Genomic DNA, 20,104 nt, shown 5'->3' with positions numbered 1-20,104 from the left:
CTATTACTGCTCTGCCGAATCTTCACATCAGAGGCTTACGCTACTTTCAGACGTTGCCATTGAGCCATTTTCTGTTTGTGTAACAGCCCTATCCTGCTGTTTTTAAAAAACTATGCGACCTACTGAGATCCCAGAGAGCCAGAACGGACGTGTCATTCGTCGATGTAAAAGGATCCTCTAGCGTGCCAGTGCCGCCATTCTTGTCATCCGCGCCCGTACTGATCGTTATATTGTTAGGATCCAGCAACAAAGTCCCTGTCGCCCCCGCCGCCGCCCGCAAATCCGCCGTCCCTGAATAATCCAGATACTGCTTCCCCGACACTTCCGCAAAGCCGCCATTGCCGCTCCGGGCGCCGCCGATGGCACTGATGGCACCAAAGTAGCGGGTGTCCTCATCCGCCCAGACGATGACGGTACCGCCGTCGCCGCGCTCGCCGGCATCGGCCGCCATGGTCACACCCGCGCCGACATGGGTCCGCTTGGCGTTCTTCACCGCCGCGTTCTTGCCCTGGTAGTCACCGCCGACCCGAATCTTGCCGCCGCCCTGGCCGCCGGAGGCATCGATGCGCGCCTGATCGAGCAGCGCGACCCGCTCGCCCAACACATCGGCACGACCGCCCTTGCCGCCCGTGCCGGCGCGCACCGAGATCACCCCGCCCTTGGACACCGTGGTGGTGTCCACCGCTTCCAGCACCGCCTGACCGCCGGCGCCATCGCGGCCCTCGGCGAGGATGCGGCCGGTGTGGTCGATCTTGAGGCCCTTGACGCTGACTTTGCCGCCGGTCTTGCGGGAGGCGTCCAGGGTGCCGCTGTTGCGCACCAGACCGCCGCTGCCGGTGAGCCGAATCTCCCCGCCCTGGGTGTCGATGCTGCCGGCGCGTACGATGCCTTCGTTGTTGACCACGCTGGTGAAGACATCACCGGCGGTTTTGGCGGTCATGAGGACGGTGCCGCCCGCGGCGTCGATGGTCCCGGTGTTGCTGACGGCGCTCTCGACCTGATGGGTGTTGGCGGTCAACTCACCGTCGACCTCGAAGCGGATGATGTCGTTGCCATCGAAGTCGACGACGGCGCGCCGCCCGGCGCCCAGGTTGACCTGGCCGAGTTTGGCAATGATGGCGCCTTCGTTCCTGACCGCCCCGCCGACCAGCGTGACTGAACCGCCAGTGGCGGCCTCCAGCAGACCCTGGTTGACGACCATCCCCGGTTCGATCCCGGCCGGAACACCCATCTCGTAGATGCCGTTCATGAACTTGGCCTTGTCCATGTCCATGGCCGCGGCCACCAGGCTGCCGACGTTGACGGTCGCATTCCGGCCGAAGATGATCCCGCTCGGGTTCATCAGGAACACTTGGCCGTTGGCCTCGATGCGGCCGAGAATCTGCGAGGGGTTACCGTCCAGCACGCGGTTGAGCGCGGCGGCGGAGGCCGAGGGCTGGAGGTAGCGCACGGTCTCGTTGGCGCCGACGTTGTAGCTCTGCCAGTCGATGGCCAACCGGTGGCTGCCCTGCTGAATCTGGGTGAGGTTGCCGCCGGACTCAATGCTGCCGCTGCCGCCGACCACCCGACCGCCGGCCGGCGCGGCCCAGGGCAGCCCCGGCTGGAGGGCGGCACCGAGCGCCAGGGGCACCAGGAGTCCGATCCGCACCAGTCGGGCCAGTTCGCGTTCTTTGAACACGGCCGGCACGGGCACCAGGCCGGTGGACAGGGCTGGGCTCTGCGTGCGAGGTGCGGATGTCATAGCGGGTCTCCTTGAGGTCAGTCGTTACCGTCAGGTGCGGCGCGCGAACGGCGCCCAGTCAATACCAGATCGATCAGCCCGGAGTCCAAGGCGTCAGTCTTGGCACCCCATCCGAGATTGGGCAAGTGTTCCGCACGGGCGCGGAATCAACGCAATCCCGTAGGTTGGGGTGAGGAACGAACCCCAACATTTCAGCGCTTTGCGTTCGCGCGCATGTTGGGCTTCGTTCCTCAGCCCAACCTACAACTCAGCCCAACCTACAACGAATCGGCGACGCAGGTTCCCAACCCGGCCCGCGGATGGGTGTCGCTGCGCGCGATCCATCCGCGAGGCTCAGAAGAGTTGGTACGCGATATTGAAGAATAGCTGCGGATCACGATCATTGCTCGGCACCGGGCTGCCGACCGGGGTCGCCAGCGACAGGTTCATGCGCAGGTTACGCGCCTCGAACTTGAGGCCGATGCCGATGCCGGTCACGGCCTGGTGGTCGGCTTGCCCGGACCGCGCATCGTTCAGCCAGACTTCCGCGAAGTCGGCGAAGAGCGACAGCCGCAGCGCCTCACTGAGCTTGGTGGGGGCGTTGCAGGACATCCACTTGGGGACATAGAAGCAATTGGGCTTCTTGGCTTCGAGCCGCGTGAGGAACGGGATGCCGAACTCCCACTCCAGCGAGGCGAACCAGCCCTTGTCGAACAGCCATTCGGCGGTGGGATAGGCCCGCACGTTGTTGGGGCCGCCGATGGCGAATTGTTTGAGTGGAACAAGGAAATCGGCAGTCCATTGGCCGTTGACCCGCAGCCACAGGTCGGTGCTCCAGGGCAGCGCTTGTTTGCGGATGACGCCGCCGACCAGCTTGTCGTAGCGCGCCCCGGCGTGGACCCCGTCGGCATTGATCCGGCTGGAATCCTCGGCGTCACTGCCGGCCATGGAGCCTAACAGACCGCCGAACCCATGGGTGTAATTGCCGATCAGCCGCGTCTGATTGGCGCGCCCGGCAGGGGCGAGCAGGAGGTCGGTGGTCAGGTAGTCGGCGCCCAGTGACAGCGGGGCGAGTTGATCGTTGGAGATCTGTTCGTTGTCTTGCTCGGTGAGGGCGTTCTGCCGCGAGAACCGCAATTCCACCGCCAGGCGCTCACGGAAGCTTTGAATAAACAGCCGGCTGAGCATGATATAGGCCTGCTCGCTGACACCGCTGATACCAAGCTCTTCGATGTCGGCCCCGAGGTCGAAGGCGTTGCGGTTGACGCCGATGCCGATCTGCCAGTCGGGCGTGCCGATGGGTCGCAGATAGTCGACGTTGTAATACACGTTACCCATGGGTTCAAAGGCATAGGTGAGTCCCAGCAGCAATTGGTCGGCACCGCCGGTGGGGTTGTTCCACGCGAGGTCGGCGCGGGTGCGGTACTCCCCCGAAAACTGCGACCCGGCATTGTCGGCGGACAGGATCAGATTGATCGGCAGGGGGTCCTCGAACACTTCGAGATCGATATCGGTCTCGCCGGTGCGCCCGCCGGGGGCAAAGGTGACCCGTGCCTTGCGCTGGGCGAAGCCCAGACCGGGGTAGTCCCAGACGTTGAGGATGGCGTGGGTGATCTCGTCCTGGGTCACGGGCTCGCCGATCAGGGGCGCAAAGGGCCAGGCGAGGATGTCGCTGCGATAGCGCTTGTTCCCCTTGACGTTGACCTTGCCAAGCCGGCCGGTCAGGATGTAAAGGTTGACGACGCCGCCGGCGACCGTCTGCGGCGGAATAAAGGCGGTGTCGAGCAGATAGTCACGGCCGCGCAGGTGGCGGGTGACTTGCAGGGCGACATCCTCCAAGTCGAAGACCGAGGCACGGTGGTCGAACTTTTGCAGCAATTCGGCCAGCAGTTGATCCAGCTTCGGGTCCTTGACGGCCTGGCCGCACAGGTCGGCGTAGAGCACCTCATGGCAGGCGCCGCCGGGGCGCGCGCGGAACCAGGCGGGTGACGATGAAGCGCTTGACCTCAACCTGGGCCTCGTCGGGCAGGCGGTCGCGCTTCGGCGTGACTTCCAGTGTGCTCAGCGGCGGCGGCGGCCCTTGCGGCAGCGGGACACTCAAGGCCGGCGCGGCATCGGGTCCGCGGGGACCGAGCGGGGTGTCGATGCCGGCCGGCGCGGCCGCCGCGACCGTAGCGACTAAGAGTAAGGTGGTTCCAACCCAGACGGCGTGCGACAGCGGCCACCGTAGCCCGACTGGTTGACCTGCGACGGCGGATAGCCCTCCCATGCAACGATCTCCTGTGGCGATTATTGTTTCCTGGTTGAATACCGCGGTGCGTCATCCCGCGGAGCCGAAACGGCCGGCCGATTATAGTCAGGCAGTCTGGCCGGATACAAATCCCGCGTTGCTTGTCGGCGTATGAATCTGCCCGAGGTACCGGATCGCGGCCGCAGGCCGCGCCCACCGGTCAGCGCGCGCGGCCCGGGTGTGATCGGAAGTGATGTGCTGATCGAGATTCCGGGTACGCTGTCCTGGTCGTTGTCGTTGTCGTAATCGAACAATCCGATCACGACAACGACGCCCGGACCGTGAGAAGGTCCGGTGGCTGTCGGGCACGCATCGCGGACCCGCCCCCAGAGCGTGCTCGGTGGGTACGCGATGCGTACCCTACGGGGTCGGCGTCAACACATCAGTTCCGATCACACCGCGCGCGGCCCTGATGCCTGGCAGCGGCGACGATGCCTGGTGTAGCATTCACCCATGAATGGTGAGGAACGGACCAACGGGCGCGCCACGGCTGACACCGGCACCCGCCGGTGATCAAACACACGCGCGGTCACGCGCCCGGAAGTGAGATGACACAGACCCAGCCCAGCGCCGCCCGCGGCGTCCTTACCCCCGGCTCGTGCTGGGACGTCCAGGGACTGACCGCTACCGGCAAGGTGCGGCAAATCAACGAGGATGCCTTCCTGGTGCATCCCGACACGCCGCTGTGGCTGGTCGCCGACGGCATGGGCGGACATACCCGGGGGGATCTGGCCAGCGCGGGTATCGTGCGTGCCTTCGCGGCCCTGGCGCTGCCGGAGCGGCTCAGTGACCGCGTCGAGCTGGCCGAGGCGACCCTGCTCGACCTGAACGCCGAGTTCCGCGCGCTCGCCAACGCGGGGCACGCCGGCAGCACCATCGGCAGCACCGTGGTCGTGCTGCTGGCCTGGGGTGACTATGCCGTGTTCCTGTGGGTCGGCGACAGCCGTCTTTATCGGTGGCGGCGCGGCCGGTGCGAACGGCTCACCCAGGATCATAGCCAGGTGGAAGAGTTGATCGCCTGTGGCCGCTTGCGGCGGGACCAGGCGGAATCGCATCCGGCCGCCAATGTGATCACGCGGGCGGTCGGTGCGGCCGACACGCTGTTCGTGGACATGGATTATTGCCCGGTGGAGCCGGGTGACCGCTTCCTGCTCTGCACCGACGGTCTGACCAAGGAAGTACCGGAACCGGCGATCACCGCCATCCTCGCCCAGGACCGGGACGCGGCGACCCTCTGCCGCGACCTGCTCGACCGCGCCTTGCGCGCGGGCGGACGCGATAACATCACGGTGGTGGTCGCGTGCGCGCACGGCGCCCCGGGAGCGGCCCGATGACAACGCTACGCAACGTGATCGACGCCTTTCGTCGGGGCGATCAGGACGAAGCCCAATTGCTGGCGGCATTCGCCGCGAGCCGGGAGACCGACCCCGCCGAGGCCGCCCGGATGTTGGGCGAACTGACGGACCTGGCCGCTCGGGGATTCTTTCCGCAGCCGCTTCTGAACACGTTGGCATCACTCGGGCCGGCGGCGGCGGACGGACGCGAGCGTGCGAACGAAGCCACGGTGGTCCTGACCCGCGGGGCGCAGGACGGGCGGACCGATTCCGCGACTCCGGGGCCGACAGAGGCGCCGGAAGAGAAAACCGTAGTGATCCCGAGCGCCCGGACCGCCGCGACCGACCGGGGCGCGGCAGCACCACCGCCTCCGGCGCCGGTGTCGACGACCGATGCCACGCGCGTCACGGCCCCCTCGACCACGGCCGCCGATGCCACGCGCATCACCTCCCCGACCGGAACGACCGGCCCGGGGACGACCCCCTCGCAAGCCCCCACCGGCACCGGGGCCGCCACGGGTTCGGCGAGCACGGCCGGCCGGTCGAGTCCATCCGGCACCGCGCAGACGACCCGTTACGACTACCCGCCCCTGGCCCAGGAGCCGCAGGAAGGCGACCTCCTGCGCAACCGCTTCAAGCTTGAGAAACTGCTCGGCCGCGGCGGCATGGGGGTGGTCTTCAAAGCGCGGGATCTCGCCAAGGCGGAGGTCGACTTCGCGAAGGATGAGCAGAATTATGTCGCGCTCAAGCTGCTGAATGACAAGTTCAAACAGAACCCCGACTCGATCAAGGTGCTGGGCCGTGAATTCACCAATACCCAGCGGCTCAACCATCCCAACATCATTCATCTGTACGACTTCGACAAGGACGATCAAGGCAATTATTTCATCGCCATGGAGTTGCTCCAGGGCGACCCGCTGGATCGGCTCATCCGCGACCAGTGTCGACCCAAGGGCCTGCCGTTCGCGCGGGCCTTCCATCTGGTCGAACAGATGGGCAGCGCACTGGCCGCGGCCCACAACCATAAACCCCCGATCATCCACTCGGACTTCAAGCCGGGTAACGTCTATGTCGGCGCCGGTGATCACGTCAAGGTCTTTGATTTCGGCATCGCCCGCGCCACCCGATCGACCGGCGGTGAAGGCGACCACGAGACCACCAATTACGATCCCGGCAGCCTGGGCGCACTGACCCCGGCCTATGCCAGTCTGGAGATGCTGCTGGGCGAGGACCCCGACGCCCGCGACGACATCTATGCGCTGGCGATCGTCGCCTATGAACTGTTGACCGGAACGCGCCCCTTCGGCCGCAAAACGACCGCGCTCGAAGCCCGCGACCAGAGTCTGAAACCCGCGCCCATCAAGGAACTCAACGGCCGTCAATGGCGCGGGCTGCGCCGCGGGCTGGCGTTCGAGCGCACCGCCCGCAGCCAGACCGTCGAACAGTTCATCGACGAGTTGCGGCACCGGCCGGCGCGCTGGCCCTGGGCGGTCGCCGCCGGGGTCATCGGCACCACGACCCTGGGCTGGTTCCTGGGTCTCGATCCCTGGCTCGACCGACAGCAGGAAGCCGCGTTGCTGGCGGAGGTCGAGGCCACCCTGCCGGCCGAATTGGGGACCCTGCTCGCCCGCGCCGAGGCCCTGCCGGACCAGGTGCGCGGACGCCTCACCGCCGCCCTGGCCGGACGACTCGCCGACCTCATCGCGGGGGCGGACCCAGCGGCGCGTGAGCACGCACTGACAACGACGGCCAACCTGCCCGACGCGGTGAAAACACAGGTCTTCGAGCGGGTGCGCGAACTGCTGGCGCCGACGCTCACGACCGGCGCGCCGTCCGAGGTGCTGCAGCGTCTGGCGATAATCGAAGGGCTCCCGAGCGCGGTGCGCTCCGGGCTGCTGGCCGGCGCCGCGGATAGCGTGCGCGGCGCCCTGATCACCCAGGCCCGCGCCGCCTTCGACCCGGATGCCGGGCACTACGAGTACACCCAGGCGCAGGCGCTGCTGACCCAGGCCGACCGCCTGTTTCCCGACTCCAAGGCCATCTTCGACGAGCAGAGCCAACTCAAAGCGCGGTATGAACGGTTGCTGAGCAGCCTCGACGAGCGCATCACCGCGGCCCGCGAGCAGGTCGCCGCCCTTTTGCCGGAGGCCGGACGGGACTCACTCCCGGCGCTGCTGGCCATCCTCAAACAGGTCGATCCCGGGCAGGTCCCCAAGTACGCCTATCTGGCCAACAGCTATTACAGCGCGGCCAAGGCGGCGGAGGCGACCGACCTCACCGCGGCGGCCGGCTACGTGGCGGCTGGTCTCGCGCTCTTCCCGACCAGCAGCGAACTCGAGAACCAACAGGCGCGGATCCAGGACCTGGTCCGCGGCCAGAGCCAGGCCCAGGCGCTGGCCGCACTGCAACAGCGGGTGAAGACCGCACTCAAGACGGTGGACGCCGCCGCCCCGACGGCGGATTTCCTGGCGGACCTGCGCGAACTGCGCACGGCCAACCCCCAGGATCCGCTCCTGGCGGATGCCGCTGGCCGTGCCGAGAAAGCGCTGCGCCCGGCGCTGTCGGCATTGCTCGCGGCCCGCGACTGGACCGGCGCCGACGCCTTGCTGGCGCGCTATTCCGGCATGGCGGAGTCAGGCTTCCTGACCGCCCAGTCGCAGGCGGTGACCACCGCACGGGAGGCCTTCGAGGCCCGGATCGCCGCCCTCGAAACCGCGATCCAGGGACGCTTGGGCGCCCGCGACCTGGCCGCGGCCGAAACGCTGCTGGCGAACCTCGCCACCCTGGACCCGGCCAACGAGTCGCTCGGCCGGGGCCGCTCCGAGTTGGTGCGCGCTTACCTGACCCAGGCGCGCGAAGCACGCACGGCCGGCCGCTGGGACGCCGCCCGCGCGCTGGTCGACCAGGCACTGACGCGGGCGAGCGACGCCGGGCTCAAGGATGCGCTGGCGCAGGAGCGGACCGCGATCGATGACGCCGAAACCGCCAGCCGCCAGGAAGTGGCCGCAACCGAGCGCGTCCGCCTGGAGGCGGAACGCGCGGCCCGGGTCACCGCCCTCACCCAGGAGTTCAACACCTTCGTCGCCACCATGGGAACCAGCGAGACGGAATTTGCCCAGGCCCGCGGCCTGCTCGACCGACTGGCCGGACTCGCGCCGGACGATCCGCTGCTGGAGACCGGGCTGACGGCCATCGCCGCGCGCTTTACGGCCGCCGCCGAGCGCGAAGACGCCGCCGGCCGCTGGGAAGACGCCATCGCGACGGTGCGGCGCGGGCAACGCTGGCTGCCCGGGATCGCGACGCTCGATCAGGCACTGGAGCGGCTGAGCGCACGTGCCGCCGCGGCCCAGACCCAGCGCCAGTTGGACGCCATCGCCGCCCAGGAGACCGCCGTCGGTCAACTCCTGGATGCACCGGACCTGTCCCCCGCCGGCGCCAAGCAGTTGGGCGCGGCCATGGGTGAATTGGCCCAGCGGGCGGCGGCCGATCCGAGCCGGGTCAAGCCGTTCGAGAACCGCATCAATACGCTCTATGGCCAGCGCCTGGACACTCTGGGCCAGGAAAACCGTTTCGCCGAGGGGCGCGCCCTGCTCACCCAATGGGAATCCCTGGTGCCGGGTGCCGGGCAGTTGCGGCAACAAGCCCGCGCGCAGCTCGAAGCCGCCTTCAGCGCCTGGGAACAGGCCGAGGGCGAACGCAAGCAGTTGGCCGAGATCGAGGCCAACAAACAGTCGCTGCTGACCCAGGCCAAGGCCGATCAGACCGACAAGGCGCTGGCCACCCTGGGCCTGCTGCGCGATAAACTCGGCGCGACCGACCCCTTCGTCAGCACTGAGGCACCACGGGTAATTGCGGAGGCCTATGTCCGCCAGGCCGGCCAGAGCGCCAAACGCGGCCGTAACGAGACGGCCCTGAAGCTGCTCGACAAAGCGACCGGGCTGGACCCGACGGTCGCGGTGGCCGGGTTGCGGGAACAGATCGAACTCAACCTCACGCGCGATCGGTTCACCGCCCAACTGGGCAGTGCCGATGCCGCGGGCATGGCCAACCTGGCATCGCCGCTCGCCGACCTGAAAGCGGCGGGTGCGGACGACTATCCACGTTGGGAACAGGACTGGATCAAGACCCTGACCAACCGGGTCAAGGCGGAGAAGAACCCGGCGGCGGCGGAACGGCTGCGCACCGCGGCACTGGGTCTGTTCCCTGATGCGCCCGCCCTGGTGCAAGTGCAGATTCAGGAGGAACCACCGCCGCCGGTGGAGCCGCCGCCATCCGCCGCCCTGGATGACGCGCGCGCCTTGCTCGCCGCCAACCGACTGACCGCCCTCGAGCAGACCCTGGCCCAGATCCCGGCCGGGCAGCCGGAGCGCCGCCCGCTCGAACAGGCGCTCACCGCCGCCAAGACCGACGCGGGCAAGGCCTATAAACTCTATGAGCAGGCCCTCGCCCAGGGTCAGTTCGACAGGGCGCAGAAGGCGCTGGGGATCGCCCGTCAACGGTGGGTCGACAACGCGGCCTGGCAGGACACCGGCACGGTCCAGCCGACGGCACCGGGCCCGGCAGCCAAGCCGGCCGGGGCGCGGCAGGAGCCCTGTAACCCCAAGTATGCCGGCTATGGCAATACCAAGAAAGCGCGCTGCGCGGACACCCTGAGCGGTGACGCCAAGGGCCCTGAACTGGTCGTTATCCCCCCCGCGCCCGGCAGCCAGCAGCCCTTTGCCATCACCCGGTACGAGATCTCGGTGGCTGAGTTCAATCAGTACTGCACCACGACCAAAGAATGCACTCCGATCGCGGGCCGCAATCCCAAGCTGCCAATCAGCGGCATCACCGCGAGCCAGGCCGAACAGTATGCCGCCTGGCTGACCCGGCTCAGCGGATTCACCTATCGACTGCCGACCGCTGGTGAATGGGAAGTGGCCACCCGCGCCAAGGGCGAATCGGCCGGCGGAGCAACCAACTGTTTGCTGCGCAGCGGCAGCCAGATCGTCAAGGGCGGCACCCCAGATCCGGTCGGCACGGGCGCCAATAACAGTTGGGGGCTGGTCAACGCCGTGGGTAACGTACAGGAATGGACGCGCGACGGCGGGACCCTGCAAGTCCGCGGCGGGCACTATGCCGAGGACGCCAGCCGCTGTTCGGTGTCGCTGGTCACTGGACACTCGGGCAAGCCCGACGCCTATACCGGCTTCCGGCTGGTGAAAGAGATCGGAGGCTGAGACCTTGAACGCATCCGGCGAACCCTCACCCCTGCGGCGGCTGGCGCTGGATTATGCCGCGGGCCGCAGCGACCGTGCCGCCTACCTGCAGGCACGCCGCCAATTCATCGAGACACTGAGCGCCGCCCCGCCCCGCCCGGCGGCGACCGGTGCGGCACCCGACCCGCCGGAGCGGACCAAGCCGCCGACCGCAGAGCACCGGACCCCGGGCCAGGCCGCGCCCAGCCGGACGCGCCGACTGGCCTGGCGCGGCCTCCTGGGTGCAGGACTCGCCTTGCTGTCGGCTGTACTTTTCTATGGGCTGTTCGGCGGTGGGGCACGGACGCCCGACCCGCCACCCGCGGATCCGACCGCGGCAGGAGCCGCCGGGGAGACACCCGACGCCGCCCTGGCGCTCGTCGACGAATTCCTGCAGGAAGACGCCTGGGGTCCGTCCGAGCGTGCCCGTTTCCTGCTGGAGTGGCAGCGCCTGCCCCCTGGAATGCAGGCCCGGGCCCGCGAGGCTTATGCCTTTCACCACCTGACCGCCGAACTGGGTGCCCTGATCGATGCGGAGCGGGCGGCCGGCAGCGGCGAACCGACGATCCAGGGCTTGCTGGACTTCGGCCGCGCATTGGGTATGGCACTCCCGGAGCCGCCGCGACCGGACGGTGACGTCGAACCTTTGCCGGTGGACCGGCCGGCGGAAACCACCGCAAGGCCCTGACCAAAAAGGGATCCCGCTGGGGATGGCCCTGGTGGGCGCGAACGATTCGTAGAGATAATAAGCGTCGTCCTACACCGCTAGAGGCACCGACATGAGCGCCCGCTCACAATCACAACCTACGCTGTACGAGCAGCTTGAAACGCTCCCCGAAGGGTTGACCGGGGAAATCCTCAACGGCCAACTCTACACCCAGCCGCGCCCGAGCGGTCCGCATGGCTTCACTGCTTCGTCGCTCGGTTACGATTTAATTGGACCGTTTCAGCGAGGCCGCGGCGGGCCGGGCGGTTGGTGGATCATCGACGAGCCGGAATTGCACTTTATCCGTAACACCGAGGTTGATGTTCCGGACCTGGCCGGCTGGCGCCGTAGCAGACTGCCGCGGATTCCGAAAGATCATCGCTATAAAGTGGTCCCGGAGTGGGTCTGTGAAGTCCTATCGCCTTCGACTGAGAGCAAGGATCGTGAAATCAAGATGCCGATCTATGCGCACTTCGGGGTTGCCTACGCCTGGTTGATCGACCCCCGGGCGCACACCCTGGAAGCCTACGCCCTGGAGGGTGGGATCTGGCGGGAGATCGGGCGTTTCGCGGGCGGCTCGCAGGTGTCCGTTCCGCCCTTCGAGGCGGTGACGATCAGCCTTGATGACCTGTGGGCGCCGACTTAAGGCGGAGCTGGCGTAACGGAGTCCAAGACTTCAGTTGCCCAACCGCTGCAGGATGCGCGCGACATAGTCACGCGTCTCGTTGTAGGGCGGCACGCCCCCGTAGCGCTGCACCGCGCCTTCACCCGAGTTGTAGGCGGCGAGCACCAGTTCGACATCCCCGTTGAACTGCTTCATCAGCCATTTCAGATAGGCCATCCCGCCCCGGACGTTCTGCTCCGGATCCCAGACATTGGCGACGCCGAACCGCTCGGCGGTGGCGGGGATGAGTTGCATCAGACCCTGGGCGTTCTTGGGCGACTGGGCCGCGGGATTGAAACCGGATTCCGCCTCGATCACCGCGAGGACCAGATTGGGGTTCAAACGATAAGTCGGGGCCAACTCGCGCACCAGGGAGGCCACCTTGCCCTTGGCCGGATGAGCACCGATCTGCACCGGCTTACACTGGGCCGGCGCCTTGCAGCGCGCGGTGCGGGCGGACGGCAGGCGGACCACCCGCGGCGGCGGCGGCGGAAACAGGTCACTGCCGTCACTGAGGAGACAGGCCGCCCGCGCATAGCGGCGCTTGGGGGTCAACATCAACAGCATTTCGGCAGCGCGACTATGCTGCTTCTCCGCCGCCAGACGAAACCAGGCGGTCGCGAGATCCTTGTCCGACGGCACGCCATCCCCCTTGGCGTAGATCAAACCAAGCTGGAACTGGGCGTCCGGGTGACCCTCGCGCGCAACCTTGCAATAGAGGCGGATCGCACGGTCGATATTGCGCGCCACCCCGTCGCCTTCGCGATAGCGCAGCCCCCAGGTCATCAGCTTGGTGGCGTCCGATTCGCCGACGATCTCGCGAAAAATGTGCACGTCATCGGCCGCGGCCGGCCGCGGCAACCAGCCGGACAACGTGAGAATGGCAAGCACTGTCAGCGATACATGCATCCACGACACGGTCTGGAACTCCTGTTGACCAAAGACTCCGGGGCGGCGCGGCAGGGTGGCGGTTCCCGGACAAGGCGCCGGGATTTTGTTTCAAGCCCCCCCTGGATGCAAGTCGTATCCGGTCTGCGCGCGCATTCTCCCGGCGCGGCGCTTATCGCCTTCGGACGTGATAACCGGACGTAGGAGCGGGTTTCAAACGCGCCCCTACACGAAGGTCTGTCTGGATATCAGGTGCGAACGCTATATACTTCCACGCTAGTCCCAATCAGTGACCGGGTGAGCCATGCCCCGCGCCAACCTGCTGCGACAACGCCTGCTGGTACTGTTCCTGTTCGCCCTGTTCGCGTTTTTTTCACCCATGGCGGCCCGCTTCGAGGGGGTGCCGAACGCTTTCAGTATCCCCGCGCTCTATCTCTATTTGTTCGGCAGTTGGGCGCTGGTGATCGCGCTGGCCGCCTGGATCTGCTCGCGGGGCCGCGAGTAATCACCCGACGATGATCTCCGGCCCACTGATCATCGGCGTGGCCTGCGCCTATCTCGGGGTGCTGTTCGCGGTCGCCTACTGGGCCGACCGGCGCGCCGATCAGGGCCGCTCGGTGATCGGCAGCCCCACGATCTACGCGCTGTCACTGGCGGTCTACTGCACCGCCTGGACCTTCTACGGCAGCGTCGGCCGCGCCGCCGCCACCGGCCTGGGATTCCTCGCCATCTATGTCGGCCCGACCTTGATGGCCCTGCTCTGGGGCTCGGTGCTGGTCAAGATGGTGCGGATCAGCAAGGCCCAGCGCATTACCTCGATCGCGGACTTCATCGCCTCGCGCTACGGCATGAGCCAGTTGCTCGGCGGACTGGTGACGGTGATCGCCGTCTTCGGGGTGGTGCCCTATATCGCTCTGCAGCTCAAGGCCGTCGCCTGGAGCTTCACCATCCTGCTGCGTTACCCGGAGGTGCGGATGCCGGAGGCGCTGAACCTGCCCTTCTGGCAGGACACGGCCTTTATCATTGCTCTGCTGCTGGCGGCCTTCACTATTGTCTTCGGCACTCGCCACCTGGATGCGAGCGAACGTCACGAGGGGATGGTGGCCGCGGTCGCCCTGGAGTCCATCGTCAAGCTGGTCGCCTTTCTGGGCCTGGGGCTCTGGGTCACCCTGGGCCTGCTGGATGTGAACGGGACCATCGGCGGCCCCGCCCTGCCGCCGGTTGGCGACAATCCACGCGCGGCCGCCCTGCTGGACCCCGCGCTCAGTGCGCCCATCGATTGGTTCGCCATTTCGCTGCTGGCAGGGTTGGCGGTGATGCTGCTGCCGCGCCAATTCCAGCTTGCCGTCGTCGAGAACAGCGACGAACACCAAATCCGTCGGGCGATCTGGCTCTTCCCGTTGTATCTGCTACTGATCAACCTGTTCGTGATCCCGATCGCGCTGGCCGGACTGCTGGCCTTTCCGGAGGGCCAGGTGGATCCGGATACCTTCGTCCTGACCCTGCCGATGGCCTTCGGTCAGCCCTGGCTGGCACTTATGGTCTTCATCGGCGGGCTCTCGGCGGCCACCGGGATGGTGATCGTGGAGGTCATCGCACTCTCGACCATGGTCAGCAACGATCTGATCCTGCCGATCGTGCTGCGGCGCCGGCACAACCGCCGGATCGATCTCGGCCGGCTGCTGCTGCGCATCCGCCGCCTGGCCATCGTGATCATCCTGCTGCTCGGCTATCTCTACTATCGGCTGGCCGGGGAGGCCTATGCGCTGGTCGCCATCGGGCTGATCAGCTTTGCGGCGGTCGCCCAGTTCGCACCGGCGGTGTTCGCCGCCCTGTACTGGCGCGGCGGCACCCGCGAGGGGGCGCTCGCCGGGCTCTCGGTCGGCTTTCTGGTGTGGCTCTACACCCTGCTGCTGCCCTCTTTCGCCCGCTCGGGCTGGCTGCCGCCAATCTTCCAGGAGTCCGGCGTCTTCGGCATCGATCTCCTGAAGCCCCAGGCCCTGTTCGGGCTCACCGGCTGGAACGACGTGACCCACTGTCTGTTCTGGAGCCTGAGCGCGAACCTGGGCGCCTTCCTGGCCGTGTCCGCCTTGCGCCCGCCCAACGCGGTCGAGGCCGCCCAGGCCAACGCCTATGTGGACGCGCCGCGCCACGGCCGGCGGACCGACCTGCCCCTGTGGCGCGGCAGCGTGGAGGTGGCCGAGCTGCGCGCCCTGGCCGAACGCTTTCTCGGCAAGGAGCGCACCGGCCGGGCCTTCGCCGACTTTGCCCGCACGCGCGGCAGCGCAACACCGGAGGGGCTCCCGGCGGACGCGCAGACCGTCGCTTTCGCCGAGACCCTGCTGTCCGGGGCGATCGGCGGTGCCTCGGCGCGGGTCATGGTCGCCTCGGTCACCGAAGAGGAGACGCTGGGGCTCGACGAAGTCTTGAACATCCTCGACGAGGCGTCCCAGATCCGCGCCTACAGCCACGATCTGGAGCAAAAATCCCGCGAGCTCGAGGCCGCCACCGCGGAGTTGCGCGCCGCCAATCTGCGGCTCCAGGAACTCGACCGCCTCAAGGACGACTTCATGTCCTCGGTGACGCATGAGCTGCGCACCCCGCTGGCCTCGATCCGCGCCTTCTCGGAGATCCTCTACGACGATCCGGAGATCGAGGTCGGCGAGCGCAAACGCTTCCTCGGCATCCTGGTGAGTGAAACCGAGCGGCTTTCGCGACTGGTGAATCAGGTCCTGGACCTGGCCAAGATCGAGTCCGGACATGCCGACTGGCTGATTGAACAGGTCGACCTGCACGAGGTCATCATCCAGTCGGCGGCGGCCACCGGACAACTCATTGAGGGGCGCGGGGCGCGGCTCGTGCTCGACCTGGAGGCGGCCCCACGCCCGGCCTGGGTGCAGGCGGATCGGGACCGGCTGGTGCAGGTCCTGGTCAATCTGCTCTCCAACGCCGCCAAATTCGCCCCCACCGAAAACGGTTGCGTAGAGGTACGACTGAGCCGACTGGAGCGACACTGGCTGGTCTGTGTCGCCGACAACGGTCCGGGCATCCCGACGGGTGAGCTGGATCTGGTCTTCGAGAAGTTCCGCCAAGCCTCCAGCAGCGGGGAGAAACCCATCGGCACCGGGCTGGGGCTACCCATCAGCCGCCAGATCGTCGAGCGCTTCGGCGGACGGATTTGGGCCGAGAGCGGATCGCGCAAAGGTGCTACGCTTTGCTTTGAACTGCCCGCGGCGGAACCCGATGTCGCGGCTGAGACGCTGACTGCATGAGAATCACGCCATGAGCACCCGTGTCCTGATCATTGACGACGAGCCCAACATCGTCATCTCACTGGAGTTCCTGTTGAAGCGCGAAGGGTTCGCGGTCAGCATCGCGCGCGATGGCGAGGAAGGGCTGGCCGCCATCCGCGACCTGCGGCCGGACCTGGTGGTATTGGACGTGATGATGCCCAAGCTCGACGGTTTCGCCGTGCTCCAGGCGGTGCGCGCCGATCCGACGCTGGCCGCCACCCGAATTCTCATGCTCACCGCCAAAGGGCGTGAGGCCGAGCAGAAGAAGGGGCTGACCCTCGGGGCCGATGCCTACATGCCAAAGCCATTCTCGACCCACGAATTGATTGCCAAGGCGCGGGAGTTGCTCACCCGTGTCGACTGAGCCCAGTACACCAAGCACGGCCGCTGTGGGCGAGACCGCACCGGAACCGCTCGCGGACACCGGCTCCGCCGCGGCTTCGTCCAGCCTGCTGGCGCAAGCCGGCGGCGCGGAACCAGCGCCTCTGCGCACCCTGGCCCGCCGCCGACCACTGGTCGTGGCGCCGGAGACGACCCTGCGCGAAACGCTCTATCAGATCAGCCAGGGCCAGGAAGACGCGGCGGTCATCGCCGACACGGCCAGCGGTCTCCCGCTGGGACTGATCAGTCTGCGCGAGCTGCTGCATGTCATCAGCTTCGAGGGCGGCGGGCTCGGGGATCCGGTGGCCGCCCACATGATCGGCGCCCCGCTCACCATCGCCGCGGACGCACCGACCCATCGCGCCAAGGTGCTGATGGCCAAGCGCGGGGCGCGTCACCTGCTGCTCACCGAGGGCGATGGCCGGCTGTTCGGGCTGGTCGATCAAGCGGATCTGCTCGGACTGCGCGCCGGCGGAGCCGAGACCCTGATCGCGGCGATCAGCGCCGCGCGCGACCTGAAAGCCATGATCCTGGCGGCGGATCAGGTTCGGCGCCGCGGCGCCGAACTGTTCCACGCCGGGATGGGGATCGAGGCGCTCTGTCAATGGCAGTCCGGGCTCGACGACCTGATCGCCATGCGGGTCATCGAGCTCATGGAGGACGAGTTCGATCTGCCCGCGATCCCCTGGTGCTGGCTGGTGTTCGGCTCGGCCGGCCGGCTGGAGCAGACCTTCGCCACCGACCAGGACAACGGGCTGATCTTCGTCCCACCCGAACCGGCTGCCACTGATGCCCTGCGTGCCGCTTTCCTGCCCTTCGCGCGCTCGGTGAATCAGGCGCTGCACAAATGCGGGTTCGAACACTGCCGCGGCAACATCATGGCCGGCAATCCGAGCTGGTGCCTGAGCGCGGACGAATGGCAGCGGCGCTTCGGCGACTGGCTGGCGGAACCCGATCCCAAGGCCCTGCTGCACGGGACCATCTTCTTCGACTTCCGGCCGCTCTACGGGACCTTCGAGCCCGCGGATCAGTTGCGCGCCTGGCTGATCGGCGCGGCCCGCACCCAGGGCCGCTTCCTGCATAACCTGGCGGAACAGGCGCTCGCGATCACCCCACCGCTGGGCTTCGCCGGCCAGTTCAGTTTCGACCGCAACCGCGACTTCCCCCACACCATCGACCTCAAGCTCCAGGGCGCCCGGCTCTTCACGGACGTGGCGCGCGTCTGGGCACTCCAGTACGGCATCTGGGCGACCAATACCGCCGAGCGTCTGCGCGCGGCGGGGGCCTGTCAGGAACGCTCCGACGCCGACCTCGTCGCCGAAGTCGAGGCCTTTCACCTGATCCAGCGCTTTCGCATCCAGCAGCAACTGCGCACCGCAGACCCGGACGGCGTCAATCGCGTGGACCCCGACGATCTTAACCAACTCCATCGGTTGATGCTGAAAGAGGCGTTCAAGCAGGTCAAGCGGATGCAATCACGCTTGCGTCAGCAGCGGGGGCTGTAGTGGACCGCTCCATCGACCTCGACCTGAGCCGACCGGCGGCCGCGGGTGCGACCCTCCTGATCGTCGATGACCAGCCGGAAAATCTCGCGGTCTTGGCGGATCTGCTGGCCGGACGCTATCCGATCCGCGCCGCGCGCTCCGGCGTCCAGGCCTTGCGGATCAGCGGGTCGACCCCCCGGCCGGACCTGATCCTGCTGGACATCATGATGCCCGAGATGGACGGCTTCGAGGTCCTGCACCGACTGCGGGCCAACCCGGCCACTCGCGAGATCCCGGTGATCTTCGTCACCGCACTTGACGACCGGCAGGCCGAGGTCCAGGGTCTGGAAGCCGGTGCCGTCGACTTCATCAGCAAGCCGTTCCTCCCGGCGGTCGTCCTGGCGCGGGTCGCGGCCCAGTTGGAATTGAAGCGCGCGCGCGACCGACTCCGCGATGAGAATATCTGGCTGGAGCAGGAGGTCAACCGGCGCATGGAAGAGAACGCCCTGATCCAGGAGGTGAGCATCCGGGCGCTGGCCCATCTTGCCGAGATCCGCGATCTGGAGACCGGCAATCACCTCCTGCGCACCCAGGGCTATGTGCGCGCCCTGGCCGGCCGCCTGCGCCATCATCCTCGTTTCGCCGGCATCCTGACCGATCGCTATATCGAGGTGCTGGTCCGCTCCGCGCCGTTGCACGACATCGGCAAGGTCGGTATCCCCGACCAGATCCTGCTGAAACCGGGGCGCCTCACCCCGGATGAATGGGAAATCATGAAGACCCACGCCGCGCTGGGCAGCGACGCCATCGCCTGGGCCGAACGCAGTATCCCGCGCCGCCTCGAGTTTCTCGCCTTGGCCCGGGAGATCGCCCGCTGGCACCATGAGCGCTGGGATGGAACGGGCTATCCTGACGGGCTCAGCGGCGAACAGATTCCGGCCTCGGCCCGCCTCATGGCCCTAGCCGATGTCTTCGATGCACTGGTCTCGGTGCGCGTGTACAAAGACGCCATGCCCTATCCGCAGGCACGCGCCATCATTGACCAGGGGCGGGGCACCCATTTCGATCCGGACGTGGCCGACGCCTTCACGGCCGGGTTCGAGACCTTCACCGCCATTGCCGAGCGTTATCGCGACGCGCATGGGCCTGTCGGTGAGCCCGTGCCGGCGTTTTGAGGGATACTCAGGCCCGTCGTTGTCGTTGTCGTTGTCGTTGTCGTTGTCGAAATCGAAATCGAAAAAACGCTTCAATTTGTTCATGAGCACCCCGCTGTCGATCGGATTTCGATTACGACAACGACCGGGACGCCAAAGGCGTTCCCTGATCGCTGAACTTCACAGCAATTCACGTACCGGCGCGAAGGTCCGGCGGTGCTCCGGACAGGGACCGAGCTGCCGCAGGGCCGCCCGATGGCATTGCGTCGGATACCCCTTGTGGAGCGCGAAGCCATAACCCGGATACACCTGATCCAGTTCGCACATCAGCCGATCCCGAGCGACTTTCGCGAGGATCGACGCGGCGCCGATCACCGGCACGCTTGCATCCCCCCGCACGATGGTCTGCACCGGACAGGCGCAGACCGGCGGCCGGTTCCCATCGACCAACACCAGTTCGGGCTGGCGGGCGAGCCCCTCCACGGCGCGGCGCATGGCCAGCAAAGTCGCCTGCAGGATGTTGATCGCATCGATCTCCGCGGCACTCGCATATGCGACCGACCAGGCCAGGCACTGCGCTTTGATCAGCACCTCCAGCGCCTCGCGCCGCGGCGGGCTGATCTTCTTGGAGTCCCCGATACCGGGAATGATCAACTCCGGGTCCAGGATCACCGCCGCGGCGAACACCGGCCCGGCCAGCGGCCCGCGGCCGGCCTCGTCCACCCCGGCGATCAGGTGCGCGCCGACGGCGGTCATGGTCAGGCCGGACATGAGGGGCGTCCGCACGCATGCCGACGGACTTGCGAATTGTTGAGCCCGAGCGGTCTGATGGTTCGTTTAAGCACGTTACCTGGCAAGTCAAACAAGTACCCCGTGGGAGCGGCCTCCGGCCGCGATGCGGTGCCGCGGTGATACGCCGATAGTCGGGTCCCGTGATGCCCCATCGCGGCCGG

General features: G+C 67.2%; 14 protein-coding genes. 9 read left to right on the top strand and 5 right to left on the bottom strand.

Annotated elements, in window-relative coordinates; genetic code table 11:
* Positions 1-88: 88 nt before the first annotated feature.
* The 3 genes from QZY03_RS00105 to QZY03_RS00095 all read right to left on the bottom strand — a co-directional run bounded on the left by QZY03_RS00105 (position 89) and on the right by QZY03_RS00095 (position 3,989).
* Positions 89-1,741, bottom strand: coding sequence for a filamentous hemagglutinin N-terminal domain-containing protein (locus QZY03_RS00105; protein ID WP_295576917.1), 1,653 nt, complete (start codon positions 1,739-1,741; stop codon positions 89-91).
* Positions 1,742-2,074: 333 nt separating this feature from the next.
* The gene (locus tag QZY03_RS00100) at positions 2,075-3,730 is read right to left on the bottom strand and encodes a ShlB/FhaC/HecB family hemolysin secretion/activation protein (protein ID WP_295576915.1); all 1,656 of its coding nucleotides are present in this window, start codon (positions 3,728-3,730) and stop codon (positions 2,075-2,077) included.
* A complete protein-coding gene (locus QZY03_RS00095) occupies positions 3,666-3,989 on the bottom strand; it encodes a hypothetical protein (RefSeq protein WP_295576913.1) in 324 nt (107 codons plus the stop codon). Before QZY03_RS00095 ends, QZY03_RS00100 begins: the two co-directional genes overlap by 65 nt.
* A gap of 569 nt (positions 3,990-4,558) precedes the next feature.
* Here QZY03_RS00095 and QZY03_RS00090 point away from each other — a divergent pair.
* From QZY03_RS00090 to QZY03_RS00075, 4 genes are all read left to right on the top strand, one after another.
* Positions 4,559-5,344, top strand: a complete 786-nt coding sequence (locus tag QZY03_RS00090) for a protein phosphatase 2C domain-containing protein (protein WP_295576911.1) — start codon at positions 4,559-4,561, stop codon at positions 5,342-5,344.
* Positions 5,341-10,563 (top strand): protein kinase, encoded by a 5,223-nt coding sequence (locus QZY03_RS00085; protein ID WP_295576909.1) that lies wholly within the window; start codon positions 5,341-5,343, stop codon positions 10,561-10,563. The genes QZY03_RS00090 and QZY03_RS00085 overlap by 4 nt, the downstream gene beginning before the upstream one ends.
* Positions 10,564-10,567: 4 nt before the next feature.
* The gene (locus QZY03_RS00080; protein WP_295576907.1) at positions 10,568-11,269 is read left to right on the top strand and encodes a hypothetical protein; all 702 of its coding nucleotides are present in this window, start codon (positions 10,568-10,570) and stop codon (positions 11,267-11,269) included.
* A gap of 91 nt (positions 11,270-11,360) precedes the next feature.
* On the top strand, positions 11,361-11,933 hold the full coding sequence (locus tag QZY03_RS00075) for a Uma2 family endonuclease (RefSeq protein WP_295576905.1): 573 nt from the start codon (positions 11,361-11,363) through the stop codon (positions 11,931-11,933).
* A gap of 30 nt (positions 11,934-11,963) precedes the next feature.
* Here QZY03_RS00075 and QZY03_RS00070 read toward each other — a convergent pair whose 3' ends face one another.
* Entirely contained in the window at positions 11,964-12,860 is an 897-nt protein-coding gene (locus QZY03_RS00070; RefSeq protein ID WP_295576919.1) for a transglycosylase SLT domain-containing protein, read from the bottom strand.
* Between the two features lie 283 nt (positions 12,861-13,143).
* On the opposite strand from QZY03_RS00070, the gene QZY03_RS00065 reads away from it, so the two are divergent.
* Genes QZY03_RS00065 through QZY03_RS00045 form a run of 5 tightly spaced genes read left to right on the top strand, consistent with a single transcriptional unit; the run spans position 13,144 to position 19,172 of the window.
* The gene (locus tag QZY03_RS00065; RefSeq protein ID WP_295576903.1) at positions 13,144-13,344 is read left to right on the top strand and encodes a hypothetical protein; all 201 of its coding nucleotides are present in this window, start codon (positions 13,144-13,146) and stop codon (positions 13,342-13,344) included.
* Between the two features lie 10 nt (positions 13,345-13,354).
* Positions 13,355-16,111, top strand: a complete 2,757-nt coding sequence (locus tag QZY03_RS00060) for a sensor histidine kinase (protein ID WP_295576901.1) — start codon at positions 13,355-13,357, stop codon at positions 16,109-16,111.
* Between the two features lie 10 nt (positions 16,112-16,121).
* The gene (locus tag QZY03_RS00055) at positions 16,122-16,496 is read left to right on the top strand and encodes a response regulator transcription factor (RefSeq protein WP_295576899.1); all 375 of its coding nucleotides are present in this window, start codon (positions 16,122-16,124) and stop codon (positions 16,494-16,496) included.
* Positions 16,486-18,018 (top strand): DUF294 nucleotidyltransferase-like domain-containing protein, encoded by a 1,533-nt coding sequence (locus QZY03_RS00050; protein ID WP_295576897.1) that lies wholly within the window; start codon positions 16,486-16,488, stop codon positions 18,016-18,018. Before QZY03_RS00055 ends, QZY03_RS00050 begins: the two co-directional genes overlap by 11 nt.
* The gene (locus QZY03_RS00045; protein ID WP_295576895.1) at positions 18,018-19,172 is read left to right on the top strand and encodes a two-component system response regulator; all 1,155 of its coding nucleotides are present in this window, start codon (positions 18,018-18,020) and stop codon (positions 19,170-19,172) included. The genes QZY03_RS00050 and QZY03_RS00045 overlap by 1 nt, the downstream gene beginning before the upstream one ends.
* 159 nt (positions 19,173-19,331) lie before the next feature.
* On the opposite strand, the gene rnhB is transcribed toward QZY03_RS00045, so the two are convergent.
* On the bottom strand, positions 19,332-19,922 hold the full coding sequence (gene rnhB / locus QZY03_RS00040) for a ribonuclease HII (protein WP_295576892.1): 591 nt from the start codon (positions 19,920-19,922) through the stop codon (positions 19,332-19,334).
* Positions 19,923-20,104: the final 182 nt, after the last annotated feature.

Source organism: uncultured Lamprocystis sp. (assembly GCF_903933125.1).
Classification (GTDB): domain Bacteria; phylum Pseudomonadota; class Gammaproteobacteria; order Chromatiales; family Chromatiaceae; genus Thiodictyon.
Note: the sequence above shows the minus strand (reverse complement) of the source record. Positions and strands in the feature narration are given on the sequence as shown.